At 68.5% G+C, this 20171-nt stretch carries 19 protein-coding genes; 10 read left to right on the forward strand and 9 right to left on the reverse strand.

Going from position 1 to position 20171, the window contains the following annotated elements:
- Positions 1–2 precede the first annotated feature (2 nt).
- The 3 genes from ACSUPV_RS26345 (at position 3) to ACSUPV_RS26355 (ending at position 2672) form a co-directional block, all read left to right on the forward strand.
- A complete protein-coding gene (locus ACSUPV_RS26345; RefSeq protein WP_037765969.1) occupies positions 3–863 on the forward strand; it encodes an FkbM family methyltransferase in 861 nt (286 codons plus the stop codon).
- Positions 864–1047: 184 nt separating this feature from the next.
- On the forward strand, positions 1048–2046 hold the full coding sequence (locus tag ACSUPV_RS26350; RefSeq protein ID WP_436948682.1) for an NAD-dependent epimerase/dehydratase family protein: 999 nt from the start codon (positions 1048–1050) through the stop codon (positions 2044–2046).
- Positions 2043–2672, forward strand: a complete 630-nt coding sequence (locus tag ACSUPV_RS26355; RefSeq protein WP_436948683.1) for a class I SAM-dependent methyltransferase — start codon at positions 2043–2045, stop codon at positions 2670–2672. Before ACSUPV_RS26350 ends, ACSUPV_RS26355 begins: the two co-directional genes overlap by 4 nt.
- A 116-nt stretch (positions 2673–2788) precedes the next feature.
- On the opposite strand, the gene ACSUPV_RS26360 is transcribed toward ACSUPV_RS26355, so the two are convergent.
- Both ACSUPV_RS26360 and ACSUPV_RS26365 read right to left on the reverse strand, forming a co-directional pair.
- Entirely contained in the window at positions 2789–3988 is a 1200-nt protein-coding gene (locus ACSUPV_RS26360; protein ID WP_436948684.1) for a glycosyltransferase family 4 protein, read from the reverse strand.
- Positions 3989–4732, reverse strand: coding sequence for an O-methyltransferase (locus ACSUPV_RS26365; RefSeq protein ID WP_436948685.1), 744 nt, complete (start codon positions 4730–4732; stop codon positions 3989–3991).
- 427 nt (positions 4733–5159) lie between these two features.
- On the opposite strand from ACSUPV_RS26365, the gene ACSUPV_RS26370 reads away from it, so the two are divergent.
- Entirely contained in the window at positions 5160–5912 is a 753-nt protein-coding gene (locus tag ACSUPV_RS26370; protein WP_037765956.1) for an FkbM family methyltransferase, read from the forward strand.
- A gap of 138 nt (positions 5913–6050) precedes the next feature.
- A complete protein-coding gene (locus tag ACSUPV_RS26375; RefSeq protein ID WP_051649108.1) occupies positions 6051–6518 on the forward strand; it encodes an acyltransferase in 468 nt (155 codons plus the stop codon).
- Here ACSUPV_RS26375 and ACSUPV_RS26380 read toward each other — a convergent pair.
- From ACSUPV_RS26380 to ACSUPV_RS26400, 5 genes are all read right to left on the reverse strand, one after another.
- Positions 6496–7656, reverse strand: coding sequence for a glycosyltransferase (locus tag ACSUPV_RS26380; protein ID WP_436948686.1), 1161 nt, complete (start codon positions 7654–7656; stop codon positions 6496–6498). The genes ACSUPV_RS26375 and ACSUPV_RS26380 overlap by 23 nt on opposite strands.
- Entirely contained in the window at positions 7656–8354 is a 699-nt protein-coding gene (locus ACSUPV_RS26385) for a WbqC family protein (protein ID WP_436948687.1), read from the reverse strand. The genes ACSUPV_RS26380 and ACSUPV_RS26385 overlap by 1 nt, the downstream gene beginning before the upstream one ends.
- Positions 8351–9022: a PIG-L deacetylase family protein gene (locus ACSUPV_RS26390; protein WP_436948688.1), complete on the reverse strand. Its 672-nt coding sequence runs from the start codon at positions 9020–9022 to the stop codon at positions 8351–8353. The genes ACSUPV_RS26385 and ACSUPV_RS26390 overlap by 4 nt, the downstream gene beginning before the upstream one ends.
- Entirely contained in the window at positions 9019–9459 is a 441-nt protein-coding gene (locus ACSUPV_RS26395; RefSeq protein WP_051649104.1) for a GNAT family N-acetyltransferase, read from the reverse strand. Before ACSUPV_RS26395 ends, ACSUPV_RS26390 begins: the two co-directional genes overlap by 4 nt.
- Before the next feature lie 207 nt (positions 9460–9666).
- Entirely contained in the window at positions 9667–11004 is a 1338-nt protein-coding gene (locus ACSUPV_RS26400) for a hypothetical protein (RefSeq protein WP_436948689.1), read from the reverse strand.
- 365 nt (positions 11005–11369) lie between these two features.
- Here ACSUPV_RS26400 and ACSUPV_RS26405 point away from each other — a divergent pair, with 365 nt between their 5' ends.
- Together ACSUPV_RS26405 and ACSUPV_RS26410 are read left to right on the forward strand one after the other, a co-directional pair.
- A complete protein-coding gene (locus ACSUPV_RS26405; RefSeq protein WP_436948690.1) occupies positions 11370–12524 on the forward strand; it encodes a glycosyltransferase in 1155 nt (384 codons plus the stop codon).
- Between the two features lie 5 nt (positions 12525–12529).
- Positions 12530–13459: an NAD-dependent epimerase/dehydratase family protein gene (locus ACSUPV_RS26410; RefSeq protein WP_359789981.1), complete on the forward strand. Its 930-nt coding sequence runs from the start codon at positions 12530–12532 to the stop codon at positions 13457–13459.
- A 231-nt stretch (positions 13460–13690) separates the two neighbouring features.
- Here ACSUPV_RS26410 and ACSUPV_RS26415 read toward each other — a convergent pair whose 3' ends face one another.
- Both ACSUPV_RS26415 and ACSUPV_RS26420 read right to left on the reverse strand, forming a co-directional pair.
- Positions 13691–14971, reverse strand: coding sequence for a hypothetical protein (locus ACSUPV_RS26415; protein WP_436948691.1), 1281 nt, complete (start codon positions 14969–14971; stop codon positions 13691–13693).
- A gap of 173 nt (positions 14972–15144) precedes the next feature.
- Positions 15145–16425: a nucleotide sugar dehydrogenase gene (locus tag ACSUPV_RS26420; protein WP_359789951.1), complete on the reverse strand. Its 1281-nt coding sequence runs from the start codon at positions 16423–16425 to the stop codon at positions 15145–15147.
- A 259-nt stretch (positions 16426–16684) separates the two neighbouring features.
- Between ACSUPV_RS26420 and ACSUPV_RS26425 the strand changes: the two genes are divergently transcribed.
- Genes ACSUPV_RS26425 through ACSUPV_RS26435 form a run of 3 tightly spaced genes read left to right on the forward strand, consistent with a single transcriptional unit; the run spans position 16685 to position 20145 of the window.
- Positions 16685–17773 (forward strand): NAD-dependent epimerase/dehydratase family protein, encoded by a 1089-nt coding sequence (locus ACSUPV_RS26425; protein ID WP_063740798.1) that lies wholly within the window; start codon positions 16685–16687, stop codon positions 17771–17773.
- The gene (locus ACSUPV_RS26430) at positions 17770–18960 is read left to right on the forward strand and encodes an MraY family glycosyltransferase (RefSeq protein ID WP_436948692.1); all 1191 of its coding nucleotides are present in this window, start codon (positions 17770–17772) and stop codon (positions 18958–18960) included. The genes ACSUPV_RS26425 and ACSUPV_RS26430 overlap by 4 nt, the downstream gene beginning before the upstream one ends.
- 39 nt (positions 18961–18999) lie before the next feature.
- Complete coding sequence (locus tag ACSUPV_RS26435; protein ID WP_436948693.1) at positions 19000–20145, forward strand: glycosyltransferase; 1146 nt, start codon at positions 19000–19002, stop codon at positions 20143–20145.
- Positions 20146–20171 lie beyond the last annotated feature (26 nt).

Below are 20171 nucleotides of genomic sequence, written 5' to 3' on the forward strand. Positions count from 1 at the left end.
GGATGGTCAGACTGGCCTGGGAGCATCCCGCCAACCGCGGGCGGCGGGCCCGGGCTCTGGCCGGCATGGCCGGGTGGCAGGCCTGGAAGCGACTGGTCCGGCGGCCGGTCGACCTGTCCGTGTACGGCGACTTGTCGTTCCGTGCCTACCCCGACAGCACGCAGCCGGGGCGCTTCGTCTATTTCGGGGGACTTCCCGACTATGAAGAGATGACCTTCATGAAGCGCTATCTCCGTCCAGGGGACGGATTCATCGACGGCGGCGCCAACGAGGGAATGTTCACCTTGCTCGCCGCGCAGCTCGTGGGTCCGAGCGGAGCGGTGCACTCCTTCGAGGCCGTCCCCGCGTTCGCCCAACGGCTGCGGGACAACGTGGATGCGAATTCCCTCGGGTGCGTGACCGTCCACGAAATGGCGATCGGAACGGAGCCGGGTACGACGTCGTTCGTCATCAGGGGTACGGGCTCGCGTATCCGGACGGATGCCGACAGCGACAACACCGTGCGGGTGAGGCTCGGCCGACTCGACGACACCCTGCCCGAGCGTCCCTTCGCCATGGGCAAGCTCGATGTCGAGGGTGCGGAGCACCTGGCGCTGCGCGGCGCGGGCCGCCTCGTCGCCCGGGGCGAGCCGGCGGTGTGGATGCTCGAACTCGTCGACACGTTCCTCCGCCGCTTCGGCTCCACGGCGCGTGAGGTCCGGCGGTGGCTCGGTGACCACGGTTACGACGTGGTGCTCTACGACCCGCACGGCAACCGGCTTGTCGGAGCTCCGGATCCGCTGCGCCCGGGGCAGCCCGACGTTCTGGCGGTGTGCCGTCAGCGGCGGCGGGAAGTGGAAGCGCGGCTCACCGGCAGGGTCTGACCGCGGACAGAAAGCGAAGCGGTGCCGACGCTCGGCTCCCACCCGAAGGCGCAATCGCAGAAGTGCCCAGAATGTCTGAACCGAGAATATCGCCCAATTCGGTAAGAATGTGGCGTTCGGTTCACTGGCGACGGTCCGTGGCCGCTGATGCGGCACGGGCCGTGCCGACGGAAGGGGATCCGTGATGAGTACGGCGCACTGCGTCGAACGTGCTGTTGTGACCGGGGCGGCGGGCTTCATCGGCTCCCACCTCGTGGACGCCCTGCTGCAACGTGGGACCACCGTTCTGGGCGTCGACCGGCGTTCACCCCGTGACAACGCCATGGCGGCGGAGAACCTCGCGAGCGCGCTGGGCCGCCCGGGCTTTCGGCTGGTTCAGGGCGACCTCGTCACGGACGAGATCAAGCCATGGGTCGACGGCGCGGACGCCGTCTTCCACCTCGCCGCCATCCCGGGCGTCCGACCCTCCTGGGGGGACGGTTTCGGCGAATACGTCGCGTGCAACGTGCTGGCGACGCAACGCCTGCTGGACGCATGCGTGTCCTGCGGCGTCCCCCGCCTGGTTCTCGCCTCCTCCTCCAGCGTGTACGGGGACGCGACGGGCAAAGGGCCCCTGCACGAGGAGTGCCTCACGGCTCCGCTGTCGCCGTACGGGGTGACCAAGCTCGCGGCCGAACGTCTCGCTCTCGCCTACGCGCTCGCTCCGGCAAGCCCCACCAGCGTGGTCGCACTGCGCTACTTCACGGTGTACGGCCCGCGCCAGCGGCCGGACATGGCCATCGGCCGGATGCTGCGCGCGGTCCGCACGGGACAGCCGCTGCGGCTCTACGGGGACGGCCGCCAGCGCCGGGACTTCACCTACGTTGCGGACGCCGTCGCGGCCACCGCTGCCGCGGCGACCGCGGAGGCGACCGCGGAAGCGGTCAACGTCGGCGGCGGGAACAGCGTTTCCGTGCTCGACGTGCTCAGCCGCATCGCCGAGATCACCGGCGCCGAGGTTCCGGTGCACGGCGACACGCATCAGCCAGGCGATGTGCAGGTGACCGAAGCGGATCTCACGAAGGCGCGTGAGCTGCTCGGCTATGAACCCTCGGTCACGCTGGCCGAGGGTATCCGGCGCCAGTGGCGGTCGCTGTCCGTCGTCGCGCCGGACGACACATATGGACCGAAGGAGTCTCGATGACTTTGATCATGGACATCGCAAAAATCGATGGAGGGACGGCCCTGGACAGACTGTCTGGAATCGTTCATACGTACCCTTCCATGTGGAAGGGCACCGTGATTGACGTTGGGTGCCGCACGCGCGAACTCGAGACGGCGCTGAAAGGCCGCCAAGTGAGCTACGTAGGCGTGGACGTCGACCCTACGGCAGGAGTAGTGGCCGATCTCGGCGATCGTCTGCCGTTCGAGGACAGATCGGCAGAGGTGGTCACCGCCTTCGACGTTCTCGAGCACACCGACGACATCTACCGAGGTTTCTCGGAACTGTGCCGGGTCGCCCGAGAGGACATCCTCATCACCCTTCCCAACTGTTACGAGGTGCGCACCCGCGTCAGGCATCTGCGGGGGAAGCCCATCTCCGGAAAGTACGGACTGCCCACCGCACCGCCCGGGGACCGGCACCGCTGGTTCTTCTCCCTGGACGAGGCACGGAAGTTCGTGCGGAACTCGGCTCGCGAGCACGGATGGCGGGTCACGGACGAACGAGCCCTGATCGGACCGAAGTTCCAGCGCATCGGATGGGCAGTGTGCCGGTGGCCCAACCTCCTGTGCGCGAACTATCTCGCGCGCCTTCAACCCGGTCGGTGAAGGGCCGCGGTCCGGCGCGGCGCCTCGTCCTAGAACCAGCGCCGCACCGCTGTGCCGTGATCGCCCATAGGGCGTTGCATCGGATCACCCGGAACGAGGTCGGTGACAGGCAGCGATCAGAGAATCGCCTCGAACATCTCGGCAACGCGCTCCGGTGAGAACTCCTTCTGCGCGCGCCGTCGCAGCAGCAGGCCCATGGCACACCGGTCGGCGTAGGGCCTGTCCATCACGGAGCGGACATGGGTGGCCAGCGCGTCAAGGTTGCCGACGCGCGCCACGTAGGGGTAGCCGGCTCCAACTACGTCGGCGGACCCCCCTGCATCAGTCGTCACGACAGGTGTACCGCAGGCCATCGCCTCCAGCAGAACCCGCGGGAAGCCTTCCTCGTAGCTCGGCATGACGACGCAGTCCGCCGCCGCGTACAACTCGGGCAGGTCGCGATTGGGGACCGCACCCAGCAGCAGCATCCGCCCGTCCAGCGCGGGGTCCGCTGCCTCGCGGGTCAGAAGGGGCCGGTCAGGGCCGTCTCCGACGACGATGAGCCTGACACGTGCACCGCGCGGATCTTCGGCGCCGGAAAGAAGAGCCTTGAGCAGCGGCGCGAGGAGGCGGGTCCCCCTTCGGAACGACAGTCGATGGACGAACAGCAGGATGAACTCGCCTTCGGACCAGCCAAGCCTCGCTCGTGCCTCGGCCCGTGCTTCAGCGGACAGGGGAGAGAACCGCTCGGTATCAATGTCGTTGTAGAGAAGTCGCATCCTGTGCCGTGGCACGCCCCAGAGACCAGCCATGCGCGGGACCATGGTCTCAGGGCCGGTGACCAGGCAGTGCACCAACCGTGCCGTCACGAGGTTGACGGCATGTTGGCCTCTCTGCCGCAACGACGTGCGCTGCCCCGGTTCTCGCAGTTCGGCGAGGCCGCTGCGCCACAGCAGGATGCGGTTGCGGTACAGCGGGTAGGTCAGGATCAGGACGATCACGAAGAGCGTGGAGTAGCGCAGAAAGTAGGTCCGGTAGCCGGCGCGGGACAGGCGGTGGACGGTGAGTGCAGTGCCGATCATCCGGCCGACCCGGCTCCGGCCGGGGACGCGCATCAGGAGTCGGACCCCGGCGAGCCGTGCCGGCGGAGTGCCGCGCTCCACGGCGACCGCGACATCGACGCGGTTCCCCAGAGCTGCCAGCAACGCCGGGATGTGCGCGAAGTGTTCGGACTCGTCCTCGGACAGATGAGGGATGACGTAGACGAGTCGCGGACGCGAGCCGGACATGGCGGAGTCCGGTTCGCCGTCCGTCCTGCCCTGCGTCACGTCGGCCATCTAGACCACCCGCTGGAGTTGTTCAGTGCGCCGCTGTGGAACGCCCGGCAGCCTTACCGCGCCAGTGATCTTCCTGGAGTCGAACAGGAAGGCCGGGCGTTGACGGTGGTGCCCGCAGAAGTCCAAAAAGGCCCTGCTGCAGTTGACGTCGTCGCTGGCGAAGACGCCGCCCTGGGCCATCCTGGGCCAGGCCTGCCCGTACTCGAACAGCTGCGGAAGGTACAGATGGTCGCTGTCGTGGAAGAAGAAGTCGATGGATCCCACGCGCTCCAGCGCCTGACCGAAGCTCGCCGCGGGATCCTTATGGTTGAGGATCTCCAACTGCCACTGGGGGTGTTCGCCGACCAACCGACCGGCCGTGTGGTTGATGTCAAAGCTGTGCAGCACCCCTGAGCCATTGCGCTCGAGTGCGGCGAGGATCAGCCAGGAGGATCGACCGTCGGCCACACCGGTCTCCACCACGGACTGAGGCCTCAGCAGCCGGCTCAGTCCGTACAGCACCGCGCTGGTCTCCGCCTCCACGCCGTGAGTCCGGGGGTAGCAGAGCGCCGTGTCGGCGTAGCGGGCGGCCAGTCCCTCGGTGACCTCCTGGTACTCGTCCAGGACACCCGCGATCTCGGTCGCGTCCCAGCCCAGGTCCCGCAGGAATGTCGCCGCCGATGTGGTCAGCTTGCCTCCGGAGCAGGTGAAGTCCATGACGCTCGGCGGCGTGTACCGCCGGATGCCGGTTCCGAGGGTGCGCATGGCGACGTACCCACCCAGCACTGACGCGACAGGCCTCAACCCGGAGTGCCTGACCCAACGACGAACGGTCGATACTCGGCCCACGGCGCCCTCCTCAGGGTTACGTAGTGTCTGCGCCACATAACGTATCGGTTCATATCGGGTTTATCGCCTCAACACGGGGTCCTGAAAGTCGGTTCGGTACGGACGGATCCGGAAGAGTGCGGCCTTCAGTGCCGCGTCCGGGCGCGGATTGCCCCTTCCCAGCATGTCTGAACCGGAAATATCGCCTCCAGCGTTAAGAATGGGCTGATTTCTCGGCGAAGATCGCCCACGACTGCGCGGTGCAGCGGGGTCGCGACGAAACGGAGAGTGCTCCATGACTACGGGGGAACGCGTGGAACGCGCCCCGACTGGTGGAGGCATGAGAGCAGGAGCAGCGACGGACATGCGTATCTTCCTCGATGTCGGCGGTCACTACGGCGAGACCCTCGACGTCGCCCTGGACCCCAGATGGGGCTTCGACAAGATCTATTGCTTCGAGCCGGCCGAGCCCTGCCGACGCATCCTGCGCGGCTTCCGCGACACCAGACTGCAGCTCGTGCCCGCAGGGCTGTCCAGTAAGACCGGAGAGGCGACCCTGTACGGCACAGGCCTGCTGGGGGCCAGCGTGTACGCCGACAAGGAGCAACGCGCCGCGTACGTCCAGGCGGAGACCATCACCCTGGTGCGGGCCAGTGACTGGCTGTCGGCGAACACGAGTCACGGCGACGAGATCTATCTGAAGCTCAACTGCGAGGGCAGCGAGTGCGACGTACTCGAGGACCTGCTCGACAGCGGCCTGACCGAGCGGCTGAAGAGCATCTACGTGGACTTCGACGTGCGGAAGATCCCGAGCCAGGTCCACCGGCAGGAGACCGTCGAGCGGCGGCTGCGCGAGCGGAACCTGCACTTCGTCACTCCGGACGCCCTGGCCGGCCCCGGTGGCAGTGGCACGGTGAGGAAGTGGTTGACAGTGGTGAGCAGCCCGCGGAGCACGAGCGGTCCGGCAGCGGTGCGCTACCGTCTCGGGCTTCACCGGCCGCCGTACGTCTGGGCGGTCTCCGTTGCCCGAAAGGCTCTGCCGAGGTCCGTCTACGAGCAGGCCGCACGACGTGTCGGCGTTCAGGCACGTAGGCGGGCCAGGGCGCACCGCGGCTGAGGCCGTCGAAGGAACCAGCAGGCTGGTGGCGTTTCATAAGGGGTTGGTGCCGTGAGGTGGCTACGGGCATGCGCCAACATTCCCCCTCGGCTGCGCGGCGCGCGCATCGGAACCGGTGCCTACGTCTCTCCGCGGGCAGTGCTCCAGGAACATGACCGCATCGCCATCGGGGAGCGGACTCTCGTCGGCCGCCACGTGGAACTGGTCCCGCAGGGCGGCTCCATCACAATCGGCAGCGATTGCTCACTGAACAACTATGTCGTTCTCTACGGCGCCGGCGGGATCACTGTGGGGGACGGGTGCCGCATCGCGACGGGCGTCGTCATCGTCGCCTTCAATCACGGGGTCGACGATCTGACCCTCCCCATTCGCTGCCAGCCGATCACGGCCCGGGGCGTCGTCGTCGAGGACGACGCGTGGATCGGGGCACGCTCGATCCTGCTGGACGGTGTGACCGTCGGATCGGGCAGCGTGATCGGGGCGGGGTCGGTCGTCACGCGCGACGTCCCCGCGTACGCCATGGTGGCGGGCAACCCAGCGCGCGTGCTACGTCGCCGCGGCGTATCGCGGTGGACGGCAGTCCCTACGCCGGAGTCCGGGCCGTGACATGGCGATAGAGGCGTCCGAGCGCCTCCAGGTTGGTGGAGAAGGAATGGACGGCGAGAACTTTCCGGCGTACGGCGGCCAGGTCCTCCGGCCGGGGTGGGGACGCCGCCACACGGAGCAGACCCTCGGCGAGCGCCCCGGCGTCGGGCGGGACCAGTGCGACGCCAGGCCAGCCGGACACGGCAGCCGGAATGCCCCCGACACGGGTCGCCACGACGGGGACGGCCGCGGACGCCGCTTCCAGCAGGGTTCTAGGCAGCCCTTCGTCCCTCGACGAGATGACGAAGAGGTCGGCACGCGCGTACTCCTTCCGCACGTCGTCGATGCCGCGCGTCCCGAGGAACGTGACCCTGTCCGCCAGGCCGAGCCGTTCGGCAAGGGCCACGAGCCTTGCCTTCTCGGGACCGTCACCGACGATACGCAGCCGGGCCGTCGGAACCTTCTCGACCAGCGTGGCCAGCGCCGTCAGGAGGATGTCGTATCCCTTGGACGGCACGAGCCTGCCAATGGCGAGGAGGGACAGACCGGGGCCGGCCAGCGGCGGACGACTGCGCACCGGCGGATCCTCCCAGACCGGCTGGAGCCGCGGCGGAACAAGAGCGGACGGGACGCCGCGCTGCGACAACGCGTCGGCCATTGACTGGGCTACCACTCTGCACTCGGTGGCCCGGCGCGCGAATGCGAGGACGGCCCGCTCCAGGACAGCTTTCCGCCAGCGGCCGAGAGAGGCGACCGGCAGGCCGAGATAGTCGCCGTGGACGTCCATGAGCCAGGGGCGCCTGACAACCAGTGACACCGTCCAAGCCGCCAGCCAGCCCCAGGGCTCCGCCCCGTTGAGGACGACGGTCTCGCCCCGACGTACGGCCGCCCGCGCGAAGCGCACCCCGAGACGGACCGATCCGGCGACCCAGAACAGGGACTGCGGCCCCGGGCGGCGCGGTCGCCGTACCACGTGCATCGAACCGCGGTCGCACTCCAGGTGCGGGCCCGCCCAGATGCACCAGGCGTGACCGAGCCGGTCGGCCAGCGCGTCCCACGACCGGAAGTCGGCGGAGTCCTCCAAGCCCGGCTGCCGGTGGCCCGAAATGGTCACGACGGTGATGTGCTGCCCTTCCACGCGGGTGGAGTGGGTCGCCATCAGACGTCCCGGAGCCGGTAGCCGGACAGCAGCGGCGGCAGCTCCGCGGGGGTGAGCCGCGACCAGGCGTCGAAGGCCGACAGGCACGGTACGAAGGGGTCGCGTCCTTGAGCGTACGTCGGGTGGTCGAAGTCGAAGAACCGGACCGTCACCCTGTGTTCGGCGAATACGTCGAGGTCGAGGTAGTCGCGTCCTGAGGGGCCAGCGAGGTATTCGTCGGCGCCTACCGCCCGGCACAGGTTGACGATCAGTTCGGACTTGGTTCCTGTGGCGTGGAGCTCGGAGGAGCGCACCATCGGGACCTTTACGTCGAACTGCGACAGCAGGTAGTCGGCGAGGTCGAGATTGAGGTCGGCCAGCAAGCCGCCAGGCGGTGCCGCGTCGATCACCGACAGCAGGTCCCCGACCCGGTCCGCCGAACGGGTTCCGGACACCGCCTGGATCAGGCGTCCACGGTAGCGCCGACGCCAGGAGGGCACCTCGCACATCCGCACGTCATGGATCAGAGTGCCGAACGGCGCGGTCACCGGCACGGTCAGCCACGTGGGCTGTCCGTTCACCAGGACCCGGTTGCGGTTCTGGAAGTAGTTCTTCCGGTATGGCACCGAGTCGAGGATGATCCACAGATCCGACGCGGCGACCTTGGCCAGGAGACCGAGCCACGGCAGGTGCTCGGGCTGGTGGATGGTGACCCTCATACGAGCGCGCCTTCCAGCCGCGACACCTCGAACGCCTCTCCGTACCGGGCACGCATCTCGTAGCCGCGGTACCGGGAGCGAGCCTCGACGCCCTCGATCCACTGCTCGCCGTACTTGGCGTACTCCGACTTGTGCTGGCGTAGAGCCTGCAGCTTGTTCTCGATGGTGTCGTCGATGTTGATGTAGAGCTGTGGGCGGAAGCCGACGTAACTGCGTCCTGACGGAGTGATGGGCTCGTACATGACGACGGAGTTGTAGTACCGGCTCGCCGCGATGGTGGCCAGTGCGGTGTTGGCGTGAGACCGGTGGGTGTCGAACGGCCAGTGCGTGAAGACCATCGTAGGCCGGAACTCGTCGACGACTTTGTTGATCGATTCCACGACGGTCGAGTGGTTCTCCACGTCCTTGGCGGGAAACGACAGGACATCGATCTCCTTGACCCCGAGTGTCGCGGCGGCTTCCCGACCCTCCGCCACTGCCACATCGGCGTCGCGGAAATGGCTTCCGTCATAGCTGGTGTAGTCCGATGGGCTCATCACGAGAAAGCGCACCTGTGCTCCCGCCGTGACGAGGCGGGCGGCCGTGCCTCCAGCCGCCAGTTCGATGTCGTCGAGATGAGCCCCCACGAACAGGCTGCGCTCGAACATCGGGTTGCTGCAGAACATCATGTCTTCCTCTCGCGAAACGACCACCGACGGAGTGCGGTGCCGGTCGCCAAGAACAACTTGCCTTCTGGCGTGGTGCTGGTGACACGGAACCCCGCACGTGCGTAGAGAGCGAGCGCCGATCGGTTGCGCGGGTCACAGACGAGGGTGACGAGGCCGGGAGCCTGCGCCAGGAGCCGGCCGAGCAGCCCGGAAGCGATACCGCCGCCCCGGTGGCATGGGGCGACGGCCACGCGGTGAATGTGCACGCCTTCAGGACGTCGGGAGGCGATCAGGAATCCGACCGGTTCCCCGGCCACCGTCGCGACTAGACTCAGCTCCCGTTTTCCGGGCAGGTCCAGGGAGAAGTTCTCGGCCTGCCACGGCTCATCGTCGTAGTAGCTGCTCGCTTGGTGCACGCGCTGTTCCAACCCGACGAGCGGCACGAGCAGTTCGTCCATCACATCGCCAAGGCGATGCAGTTCCCTGGCGGGCCGCCGACTGGCAGCATGTCGATCTGTGCTGTGCATCCGAGGCCCCCGGGCTCGCGGCGTTCGCCTCAGCATCACACTGCCAGGAAGCGCGACGACGCCGACGAGCCGCTGTGGAAAGTCGATGCACCCCAACGGCGTACGAGCACGTCACGGCGGATTCCAGGGGCTGCCGGATCACGCCCCGGGTCCCATGCGACGGAGGACCGGTTGTCTCTCGAGTTGACGCACCCCGCCCGGAGTCTCGGTGGCCGACCTCGACCGATACGCCGGCGCAGGTCCTTTCATGCGAACCGACGCGGCCGGGTCGGTGACCATCACCGGAGCGACGCCGTCCGGGGTGGCGGCTGACCTGACACAGGCCGCCACCACCAGGCCGAGGAGCCCCCAGCCCACGCCCGGAAAGGCGCCCGTGGTGTTGAACCAGACCGCCACCGTGACAAGCACGGCACGGGTGAGCCGGTCGCTGGAGCGCCATGCACACCACAACACGAGGAGGAAAAGCCCCAGTCCGACAACACCCAGGAAGACAGCGATGTCCAGGTACACGTTGTGCAAACCCAGCAGATCCGTCCGCCGGTAGGCGTCCACCAGCGCCTGGCTGTCCCCCTCCGACCACCCCCCGCCGATCAGGGGGTTGGTCGATGCGAAGGTGGACCAGAAGGACTGGGCCTGAGTGGTGTGCACATAGATGGTCACGTCCAGGTCGGGTCGGATCCGCGGAACCACGAGACAAGCAACGATCGCCGCGCAGGCGATCGTGAGCGGGTGGACCAGGCCCTTTTCGCCGCGCTGAGTGCGCAGGCGCCGGCCCAGGCTGAGCACGGCCAGTCCGGTCAGCGCGGCGGCCGATGCGATGATCCCGCGTGTTCCGACCAGCCCCCACAGGCCGCTCAGAACGAGCAGTGATCGGGCCGACTTGCTGGTGGCCGCGGCGCCGAGGACCACGAGTACGGCAGCGACCAGAGCCACCTCGTTCGGTCCGCCGGGCAGCCCTGACCAGCGGATGTGGGTGTCCCCGACGAAGGGCACCGTCGCGAGCACGCCCAGCAGCGCCCAGCGCGCGGTGCGCCACAGGCCGAACCCGCGGGGCAGGAGCAGCCCCACTGCGGTGCCCGCCAGGACGGGCTCCACGATGCGCAGAAAGGTCACGGTGCTCTCGGTGGCGCTGCCCAGCATGCCGCGAACCAGCCCGTAGAGCACGAACGCGGCGACCGCTCCCAGGACAGGCATGCCGCGGTGATGACGGACTCGCAACAGCGCTGCCAGGCCGAACAACAGGAGGAAAGCATCGCCCAGATATACGTCGGCTCCGCCCAGCTCGCCGAGGTGCGGCCAGGCCGTCGGGCTGATGACCAGCACGACGGCGGTCATCAGGACGAGCAGTCCGGGCGGGGCGATCACCATGAACAGCACCACCGCCGGGGGGAGCAGAACGCTGATGGCGATTTCGGCCCGCCCCGCGCAGACCAGAGTGACGAGCAGTGCCGAAGCGACAAACCCGGCGACGTACAAAGCGACTGTCGTGACTGCGGTCCGCCTCACTGGGGCCCTTCCGTGATCCGTGCCAAAGGCATCACACGTGGATCGTCTGTCTCTGGCGATCTGACAAGGCGCAGGCGAAAGCGGCGCCTTGGGCATTCTGGCGCCGGAACGGTCTAGGACGGGTCGACCGGCACGCGGACGTGTAGGCCATAGGCGTGCACTCATCCGGCGGGCGGCGCGTCGACGTCGTCGCTCCGCCCCCTCAGGTCACCATGAGCGCTCGTCGGGGGGCATGCATCGGTGCCCGACTCAACGGTTGGCCAGGAGCGCGGTGAGGCTGCATGGTGATTGCCCGAGGTCCCACCACCGACGCCGGTCCCTCCAGAATCCGGGTGATGAGAGTCATCGCCCGGATGAACGTGGGCGGCCCGGCCCTTCAGGTCTCCACGCTGATGCGCAGACTCGACAGCGAGGTGTTCGACCAACGCCTGTACGCAGGGTTCGTCGGCCCGGACGAGGCCGATTATGTGGATCATCGGGCCCGGGACATGCCGGTCTGCCGGGTTCCCACGCTGGGCCGCGCCGTACGGCCGGCCGACGACCTGCGCGCGCTGTCAGCACTGGTCGCCGCCATGCGCCGGTTCCGGCCGCACATCGTGCACACGCACACCGCCAAGGCGGGAGCACTCGGACGTGCTGCAGCCGTGCTCGCAAGGGTGCCGGTACGTGTGCACACGTTCCACGGCCACCTCCTGCACGGCTATTTCCCGCCGGCGAAAACCCGTCTGGTGATCCAGGCCGAGCGCGGTCTGGCAGCCGTCACCGACCGGCTCGTGGCGGTGGGGCGCAGCGTCCGTGACGACCTCCTGGCCGCCGGCATTGGCCGGCCCGGGCAGTACGCCGTAGTGCCCCCCGGCACCGCACTGCCCGTACCTCCCGGGCGCTCGGAGGCACGCAGGAAGCTCGGCGTCCCGGAGGACAGCCTCGTCGTGGCGTACGTCGGGCGCGTGACCAGGATCAAGCGGCCCGACCGGTTCCTGGCGGTGGTCCGCGGGGTGCGTCGCGCCGTGCCGACCGCCCGATTCCTGGTGTGCGGGGACGGAGACCTGCACGGCGATCTGGAATCGGCCGCCGATCTCCGGGACTCGCTCCATCTGCTGGGCTGGCGCACCGATGTGGAGACCGTCTACGCCGCCTCGGATGTGGTGCTGCTCACCTCGGACAACGAGGGCATGCCGGTCAGCCTCATCGAGGCCGCAATGTCCGGAGTGCCGAGCGTGGCCACGAACGTGGGCAGCGTGGCAGAGGTGGTCCGGGAGGGGACGACCGGGCTGCTGGCCGGCCTCGACGCCGATGAGCTCACCCACCACACCGTCGGGCTTCTCCGCGACGAGGAGCTCCGTCGTCGGATGGGGGAGCAGGCCCGCGCCTGGGCAGCACAGCAGTTCGGGGCCGAGCGCCTGGTGCGGGACACCCACGATCTCTACGCCTCCATCGCCGTCGCGCGTGGCTGGTGGCCGGCCCCCCTACCGAAAGGTGCGAACCGTTGAACGTTGTGGTGACCGGAGGAGCCGGGTTCATCGGAGCGAACCTGTGCCGCGAGCTGACCTCCCGCCCTTCCATCGGCAAGGTCGTCGCTCTGGACGACTTGAGCACCGGGGCAGCGGTCAACCTCGCGGGCACGAACGCGGAACTGGTCGAGGGCAGCATCCTCGACCGCGACCTGCTCGACGATGTGGTCGCCGGGGCCGACGCCGTGGTCCACCTGGCCGCGCGACCGTCCGTGCCGCGCTCCCTGGCGGATCCCTTGGCCAGCCATGAAGTCAACGCCACCGGAACCATGCGCGTACTCGAAGCGTGCCGCCGCAGGCACACCCACCTGGTCGCCGCATCGTCGTCATCGGTGTATGGCTCGGTCTCCGACCTGCCCAAGCACGAGGGCCTGCCGACCCGCCCGCTGAGCCCCTACGCTGCCAGCAAGGTCGCAACCGAGTCCTATGTGCTCGCGCACCAGTCGGCCTTCGGCCTTCCTGCCCTTGTGTTCCGCTTCTTCAACGTCTACGGCCCGCTGCAGCCCGCCGGACACGCCTACGCGGCGGTCGTTCCGTCCTTCGTCGACGCGGCGCTGCGAGGAGAACCGCTGACGGTCTTCGGCGACGGCCATCAGACCCGCGACTTCACCTACGTCGGTACGGTCGTGCGGGTGCTCGCCGACGCGGTCCTGCGCAGGGTCACGTACGCGAACCCGGTCAACCTGGCCTTCGGCACCCGGGTCAGCGTTCTGGAACTGGCGCATCACCTGGCCAAGACGCTGGAACTGGCGATCGAGATCCGCCACGAGGCACCGCGCCGCGGCGACGTGCGTGATTCCCAGGCCGACGACAGCGCGCTGCGTAGTCTGTTCACGGGTCTCGCGGCGGTTCCGCTGGAACAGGGACTGTCGGAGACCGTCCGGTGGTTCCGCTCCCTGCCGACGTATGCGTAGGGAGTCCCCGTACGGAGCGCAGGCATCGTCCCGGCACCGGCAGTCGGTCCGCTGACCGCCGGCGGCTGCTCCTCCCGGCATCGGTGGGCACGTCGCTGAGCCGACCGGGTCGCCCTCGCGGGACACGAGGGCGTACCCGAGCAAGGTTCTCTCGACGGCATCGACCCCGACGACGTCCCTTTCGACCTGGATGTGCTGGTTCGGCGGCCTCGGACCGACGCTGTGTCCCCCTCAGGCGTTCGGGTCAGCATCGGGTACCAGCCGAACAGCGGCAACACCCGGGGCGGCGCCGGGAGTGGCCATCGCCCGGAGGAGAAACCACAGGACGAGGAACCAGCCGACCGCGCTCAGTGACAGCAGGACCAGCGAACCCCATGCGAAGGCCAGCATGCTGCACATCGCAACCGCGCAGACATGGATGACGCCGACCAGCAGCCCGAGCTGACAGAGGGCCTCGGCGGTGAGAAAGACCAGCCTGACGCCTGGGAACCCAAGAGCCGAGGGCAGCACCTTGGACCAGACCACGGTGCCACGCAGCGCGGCCCCGGCCAGCATCACCGCCGCCGCCGTGGACAGCACCGTGTATTCGGAGCCGTAGACCAGGCCGAGGAGCAGGCTGAGGAGGGGAGCCGCGATCACCACGGCGACCAGTGCGGTGCTTCCAATGAGGGCGCTCGACCGGAGGATGTCACGCATCACCGTCGCATGGCACCCATGGGCTGCGGCCCGTGCCAGGCGCGGGTGAAGCTGTGCCGCCACCGGGTTGACGAAGCTCCCGAAGAGACGGCCCGGGGCTCCGGCGATTTTCAGGTACGTGACGAGGGCGGGACCTCCGAGCAGACCGGCCAGCAGGGAGGCGCCGCTGTCCGCGGCCAGGGCGACGGATTGGGTCGCCGAACTCTTCACCAGGAAGGGAACCATTCCCGGTGGCGTGGGGACGGCGCCGTCGCAGGGCGGGCCACACGCCCGGTACACCTGCCGCCAGGCGAGCAGCGTGAAGACCACCGTGGAAACCAGACCGCTGATCGCGGTCGCCACCAGGTAGCCGACGACGCCGGCCGCCACCAACGCCGACAGCGTCGCCAGGCATCCGAAGACGGCGAGCACCAGACGAACCACTCCGAGCCGCGAGAGTTGGTCGGCGATCGCGAAGCCGACCGAGGCGCTCCCCATGGGCGTGACCGCTCCCGCTGCCAGCAGGGCCGGCACGAGGAGCGTGAGCCTTTCGGCGGAGATCCATCCGATGGCTGCGGCAGCCAACGCCGCAACCACACCCACGACCGTTGCAATCAGTCCCGCCGCTAGGTCCAGCCGGAGAAGCCGGCGGTACAGTCGGGTTCCGCGGCCGGAGCCGTGACGTTGTTCCATGGGGACGAACCGCTGCTGGGCGTCTTCGAAGCGGGGATCCCACAGCAGGAACCAGATCGATGCCATGGCCTGGACCAAAAGCACCTCTCCCGCCCCCGTGCTGCCGACCTGCCGGACCAGCACGGCTGTGGTGGCGAACGACACCGCCGCCTCGACCTGGCTGGCCGCGGTGAGTGAGCCGAACGTCCGCAGGTGCCGTTTCCAGCGGTGGAGCCCTGCCCAGCACCTCGCGCGCGTCTGGTGGTTGGCCCCGCAGTGGCGCCCGTGCGTCAAAGCCCCTTCACCTGCCGCTGCACCTCCTGGCAGCCCGTACGCGGTCAGAGAATCTCGACACGCTCGCCCCGGCAGCGGTTACGCGTGTCGAAAACGTACGCCCCGGCCCGTTCGACGAGTGCATAGTCGAAGGCGTCGTGGTCGGTCGTCACCAGGACCACGTCGGCGGTCCGGATCTCCGCCTCGGTGAGCTCCACCCGGGTGATGTCCGGGGGAACGAGATACGAGTCGGTGTGCGGCTCCGCCACGACCAGGTGGGCGCCGAGAGCGAGCAGCGACCGGGCGATGACGAGGGCGGGCGACTCTCGGATGTCGCCGGTGTTCTTCTTGTAGGACAGGCCGAGTTGCAGCACGCGGGAGCCATTGACCGACTTGCCGCGCTTGTTCAGCCCGTGTGTGATCCGCCGGACGACGTGGTCGGGCATGTGGTCGTTGATCTCGTTGGCCAGGGTGACGAACCGGACGTCCTGCCTCAGCAGTCTCTTGACCTGCCACGACAGATAGGAGGGGTCCACCGGCAGGCAGTGTCCGCCCACACCCGGCCCGGGACTGAACGGCATGAAACCGAACGGCTTGGTACTCGCGGCCTCGACCGCCTCCCAGATGTCCGCCCCCAACTGCCTCGAGATCATGGCCATCTCGTTGACCAACGCGATGTTGACGTGTCGGAAGGTGTTCTCCAGCAGCTTGGTCAGTTCGGCGGTGCGGCACGAGCTCACGGGCACGGTGCGCTCCACGATGGAGGCATAGAAACGCTCGATGCTGCCGAGCGATGCCTCGTCGATCCCCGAGATCACCTTGGGCGTGTTCTCCAGGTGCCAGTCGGGGTTCCCGGGGTCGATGCGCTCCGGGGAGTAACCGAGGTGGAAGTCCCGACCGGCCTCCAGCCCGCTGCCCGCCTCCAGCAGCGGCCGCAGCAGGCACTCGGTCGTCCCCGGGTACGTGGTGGACTCCAGGATCACGGTGGAGCCGGGGCCGAGGTGGGGGGCGATGCTTCGACCGGCGCACTCCACGAAGCCCAGATCGGGTACGCCCTCGCGCAGCGGGGTCGGCACGGTGATAACACAGACGTCGACACTGTCGATCGTCTTGTAGTCGGTGGTGGCGTGGAAGAGGCCGCTGTCCGCCGCTGCCGCAAGGCTCGCGCTGTCGACGCCCTCGATGTATGAGTCGCAGGCGCCCAGGCGCTTGACACGCAACTCATCGGTGTCCACGCCGATGACGGAAAAGCCGGCTTCGACGGCCCGCATGGCCAGTGGCAGACCCACGTACCCCAGGCCGACAACGACCAGCTTGCTTCCGCTCGTACGGCTGCTCTGACGCACTCATCACTCCGATTTTTTTGCAACCGCCATTATGTCAAGCCAATTTGATACACATACGGCCGCTTCGATCGGCATCTGCTGTGCATGTCTGGCTCGCATCACTCTAATTCCGTAACGACAAGACGCGTCGAAGGGCGTCAACATGGCGTGACGATGTTTCAATTACGGCTGCCGATCGCATAGGTGAACGTTGGCTCGGTGATGCGACCGAGCTCTGCCAGGGGACCGAGACCCACCATCCGAACCGGAGTGACGGCGCATGGAACATTGTTCGAAATACCTGGTTACTGGCGGGGCTGGCTTCATCGGCTCCCATCTCGTCGACGCACTGCTCGCCGAGGGGCACCGCGTGGTGGTTCTCGATGACCTTTCCACCGGGCAACCGGGAAACATCGCCCGGGCGGAGGCGAATCCGCTTTTCCGCTTTGTGCGCGGCTCCGTTCTGGACGCACCGCTCGTCGACAGGCTGGTGCAGGAGTGCGAGACCGTCATTCATCTGGCTGCCGCCGTAGGGGTAAAGCTCATTGTCGAACAGCCGTTGACATCCTTCATCACGAACACGAAGGGCACTGAAACAGTCATCGAGTCCGCGCATCGGCATGAACGCAGGATCCTGATCGCCAGCACGTCGGAAATCTACGGAAAGAACTCCTCCGGACGGCTGACCGAGACCTCCGACCGCATCCTGGGCAGCCCTTCCGTGGCCCGCTGGTCGTACAGCACGGCCAAGGCGGTGGACGAGATCATGGCCTGCCTCTACCACCGTGAGCGGGGGCTGCGGTCGACCGTGGTCCGGTTCTTCAACACCGTGGGGCCCCGCCAGAGTCCGGCGTACGGGATGGTCATCCCACGCTTCGCCCGGCAGGCGGTGCGGGGGGAGCCCCTCACGATCCATGCGAGCGGCCGTCAAAGACGCTGCTTCCTGCATGTCGCCGACGCCGTCGCGGCCTTGCTGCTCCTGCTGGAACGCCCGGACGCGGAAGGACAAATCTTCAACATCGGCGCGGACGACGAGATCAGCATCCGGGAGCTCGCCGACCGGATCATCACCCAGGCCAAGAGTGTCTCCCTGGTGGAGCATCTGTCGTACGACGACGCGTACGGACCGGGCTTCGAGGACATGGAACGCCGGGTCCCGGATACCACGAAGCTTCGCGCCCTGACCGGCTGGCGGCCTCGGCGTACGCTCTCCGACATCCTCTCGGACGCGATCGCGGACGCCCGTGCCGAATGGCACGGGCGGCCGCCGGCGACCGTACCGGCGGCGTTGGAGCACTCGGGACAGCGTGTCCCGCCGGCCGGCACACCCGTTTCCGAGACCGCCCTCGCAGCACCATGGCCGGCGTGAGTTCGGCGCTCTGGATGGCGGGAGCAGGTGCTGCGGCGCTGCTGCTCGCACTCGTGCTGACGGAGCCCTTGCGGCGCTTCGCCGTGCTCCATGGGATCACCGACCGGCCCAACGCCCGCAAGGCGCACACCCGGCCGACGCCCTATCTGGGCGGTGTCGCGGTCGCGGTCGCCACCCTTACCGCGGGTACGGCCGCCGCGCTCGCCCGCAGTGTCCTCGACCCGGCTCTCGCGGTGCTGCTCGGTTGCGGGACGATCGTGTGTGCCCTCGGGCTCATCGACGATCTGCGCCAGCTCGGCCCGGGCATCCGGCTGTGCGTCGAGACATCGGCTGCCGCGACGGTGGTCCTGGCAGGGGGGCATCCGACGCTCTTCGGCAGCGCGATCGACGCGGTGCTCGCCGTCCTGTGGATCGTCTTCATGACGAACGCATTCAACCTGCTGGACAACATGGACGGCGTGGCTTCGTCGCTGTGTGCCGTCATCGGCGGGCTGGTATGCCTCACCGTCGCGTCCGACGGCCCGGGTGTAGTGGTGGCGGCCCTGGCCGGAGCCTGCCTCGGTTTCCTCTTTCACAACCGGCACCCGGCACGCATCTTCCTCGGGGACGCGGGGTCGCTCTTCCTCGGCTTCACGCTGTCCTCGGCGGTGCTGGTGCTCCACCGGGGAGCCGACGGCCTGGCCGGTCCCGTCGCCCTTCTGCTGGCCACGCTGATCCCGACGGTGGACACCACCCTGGTGATGACGTCCCGCTACCGCGAGTCGAGGCCGCTGCTGCAGGGCGGCACGGATCACATCACCCACCGGCTGCGCCGGATGGGGATGACGGTCCAGCAGGTCGTACGTGTCCTCTGCGTCGTCGCGGCGCTCGGCTGCCTGTGCGGAGCGCTCGTGACGCACGGGGCGGTCGCTCCAGGGGTCGCGCTTGTCGCGGCCGTCCTGGTGGGCGCCGCAGCGGTCCGGCTGCTGCTCGGAGTCCCCTCCATGGCAGGCCTTCCCGCGCGCGCCGAAGCCCGGGCCGGTGCTCCGGGACGCATGGCGCGTTCTGCCAAGACGCTGAGGCGCAGCGGAACGCTCGGGCGTCGCGTCCAGCCGGCAGACGTACCGCACAGTCGGGAAGTCGGCAAGACCAGCGCGATGTTCCCCGCGGCCAGCGGCCCGTCGGCACCGGACTCGAGCCGAGGCTGACGGGCGATCACACAAGTTGGCTCGACCTGGGAGAGCGGTGTGGGGAAGACGACCCGTATCTGCGAAGTGATCAAGACCCTGGACGTGGGCGGTGCCGAGGTTCTCCTCGTGAACCGCCTGCGCCAGGCACCGCGCACTGGCCGCGACTACACCGTGGTCTTCCTGCGGGCGGCGACGGACGAACTGGTGAACGCGCTCCGGGACTGCGGTGTGACGGTCGTCGACCTTCGGTCCTCTCCACGGTGGCGGCGCTACCTCAGGATGGTGGGCGTGGTGCGGCGGCTGGCCCCCGATGTGGTCAATGTGCACTCACCGTTGCTCGCTGCGGTGCTGCGCCCGGTCCTGCACCTGAGGCGCCCGCGGCCGGCGCTGGTCTCGACGGTGCATTGTGTGTCGTGTCACCCGCTGACCGGACTGGTCAACCGGACGACCCGCCGTCTGGACGACCTGACAGTGGCCGTCTCACCGCAGGTGGCCGCTTCCAGGACCGTGCGGGGCGCCCGTGCGGTCCGCACTCGCATTCACGGCGTGGACGTCGCCGTCCAGCGTGGCTGGGCCCGGCAGGCGGACCAGCTACGAGCCGAGTTCGGGATCCCGGGCGACGCCTTCGTCCTCGCGTTCGTCGCGAACTTCCGCGCGGTGAAGAACCATCCGATGATGCTCGACGCGGCCGAAGTCGTGCTGAGCCGGCGTCCTGACGCGCTGTTCGTCCTCGCCGGGGACGGGCCGTTGCGAGAACAGGTGCTCGCGGACATCGACCGACGTGGGCTGGGCGACCGGGTGCGCTACCTGGGACGGGTGCGGCAAGCCGGCCGGCTGGTGGCGGCGGCCGACGCCCTGGTGCTGTCGTCACATCACGAGGCGATGCCCGTGGTCGTCATGGAGGCCATCGCGTCCGGCGTGCCCGTGGTGGCCCCGGCGGTCGGAGGCATCCCCGACCTGGTCCACGACGGTGGCAACGGCATCCTCGTCGAGCCCGGATACCCGCAACGGCTGGCCGAGGCCATCCTGCGCGCCATGCGCCCCGAGGTGCACGCGGCGCTCTCCACCGGAGCGCTGGCCGGCACACCTTCGGTGGACGTGGCCGCCACCGCCGCGTGGTTCGACGACGTCTACGCGGCCTTGGCGGACGGGGCTCGCAGGCGGCGGGCAGCGCTGGCCGGAAGAGCGGCGCAGGCCGGCTGATCCCTTCTGGTTTCGTCCCTGGCCCG

This window comes from Streptomyces sp. SudanB52_2052 (assembly GCF_964272415.1).
In the GTDB taxonomy this organism is placed as follows: Bacteria; Actinomycetota; Actinomycetes; order Streptomycetales; family Streptomycetaceae; genus Streptomyces; species Streptomyces olindensis.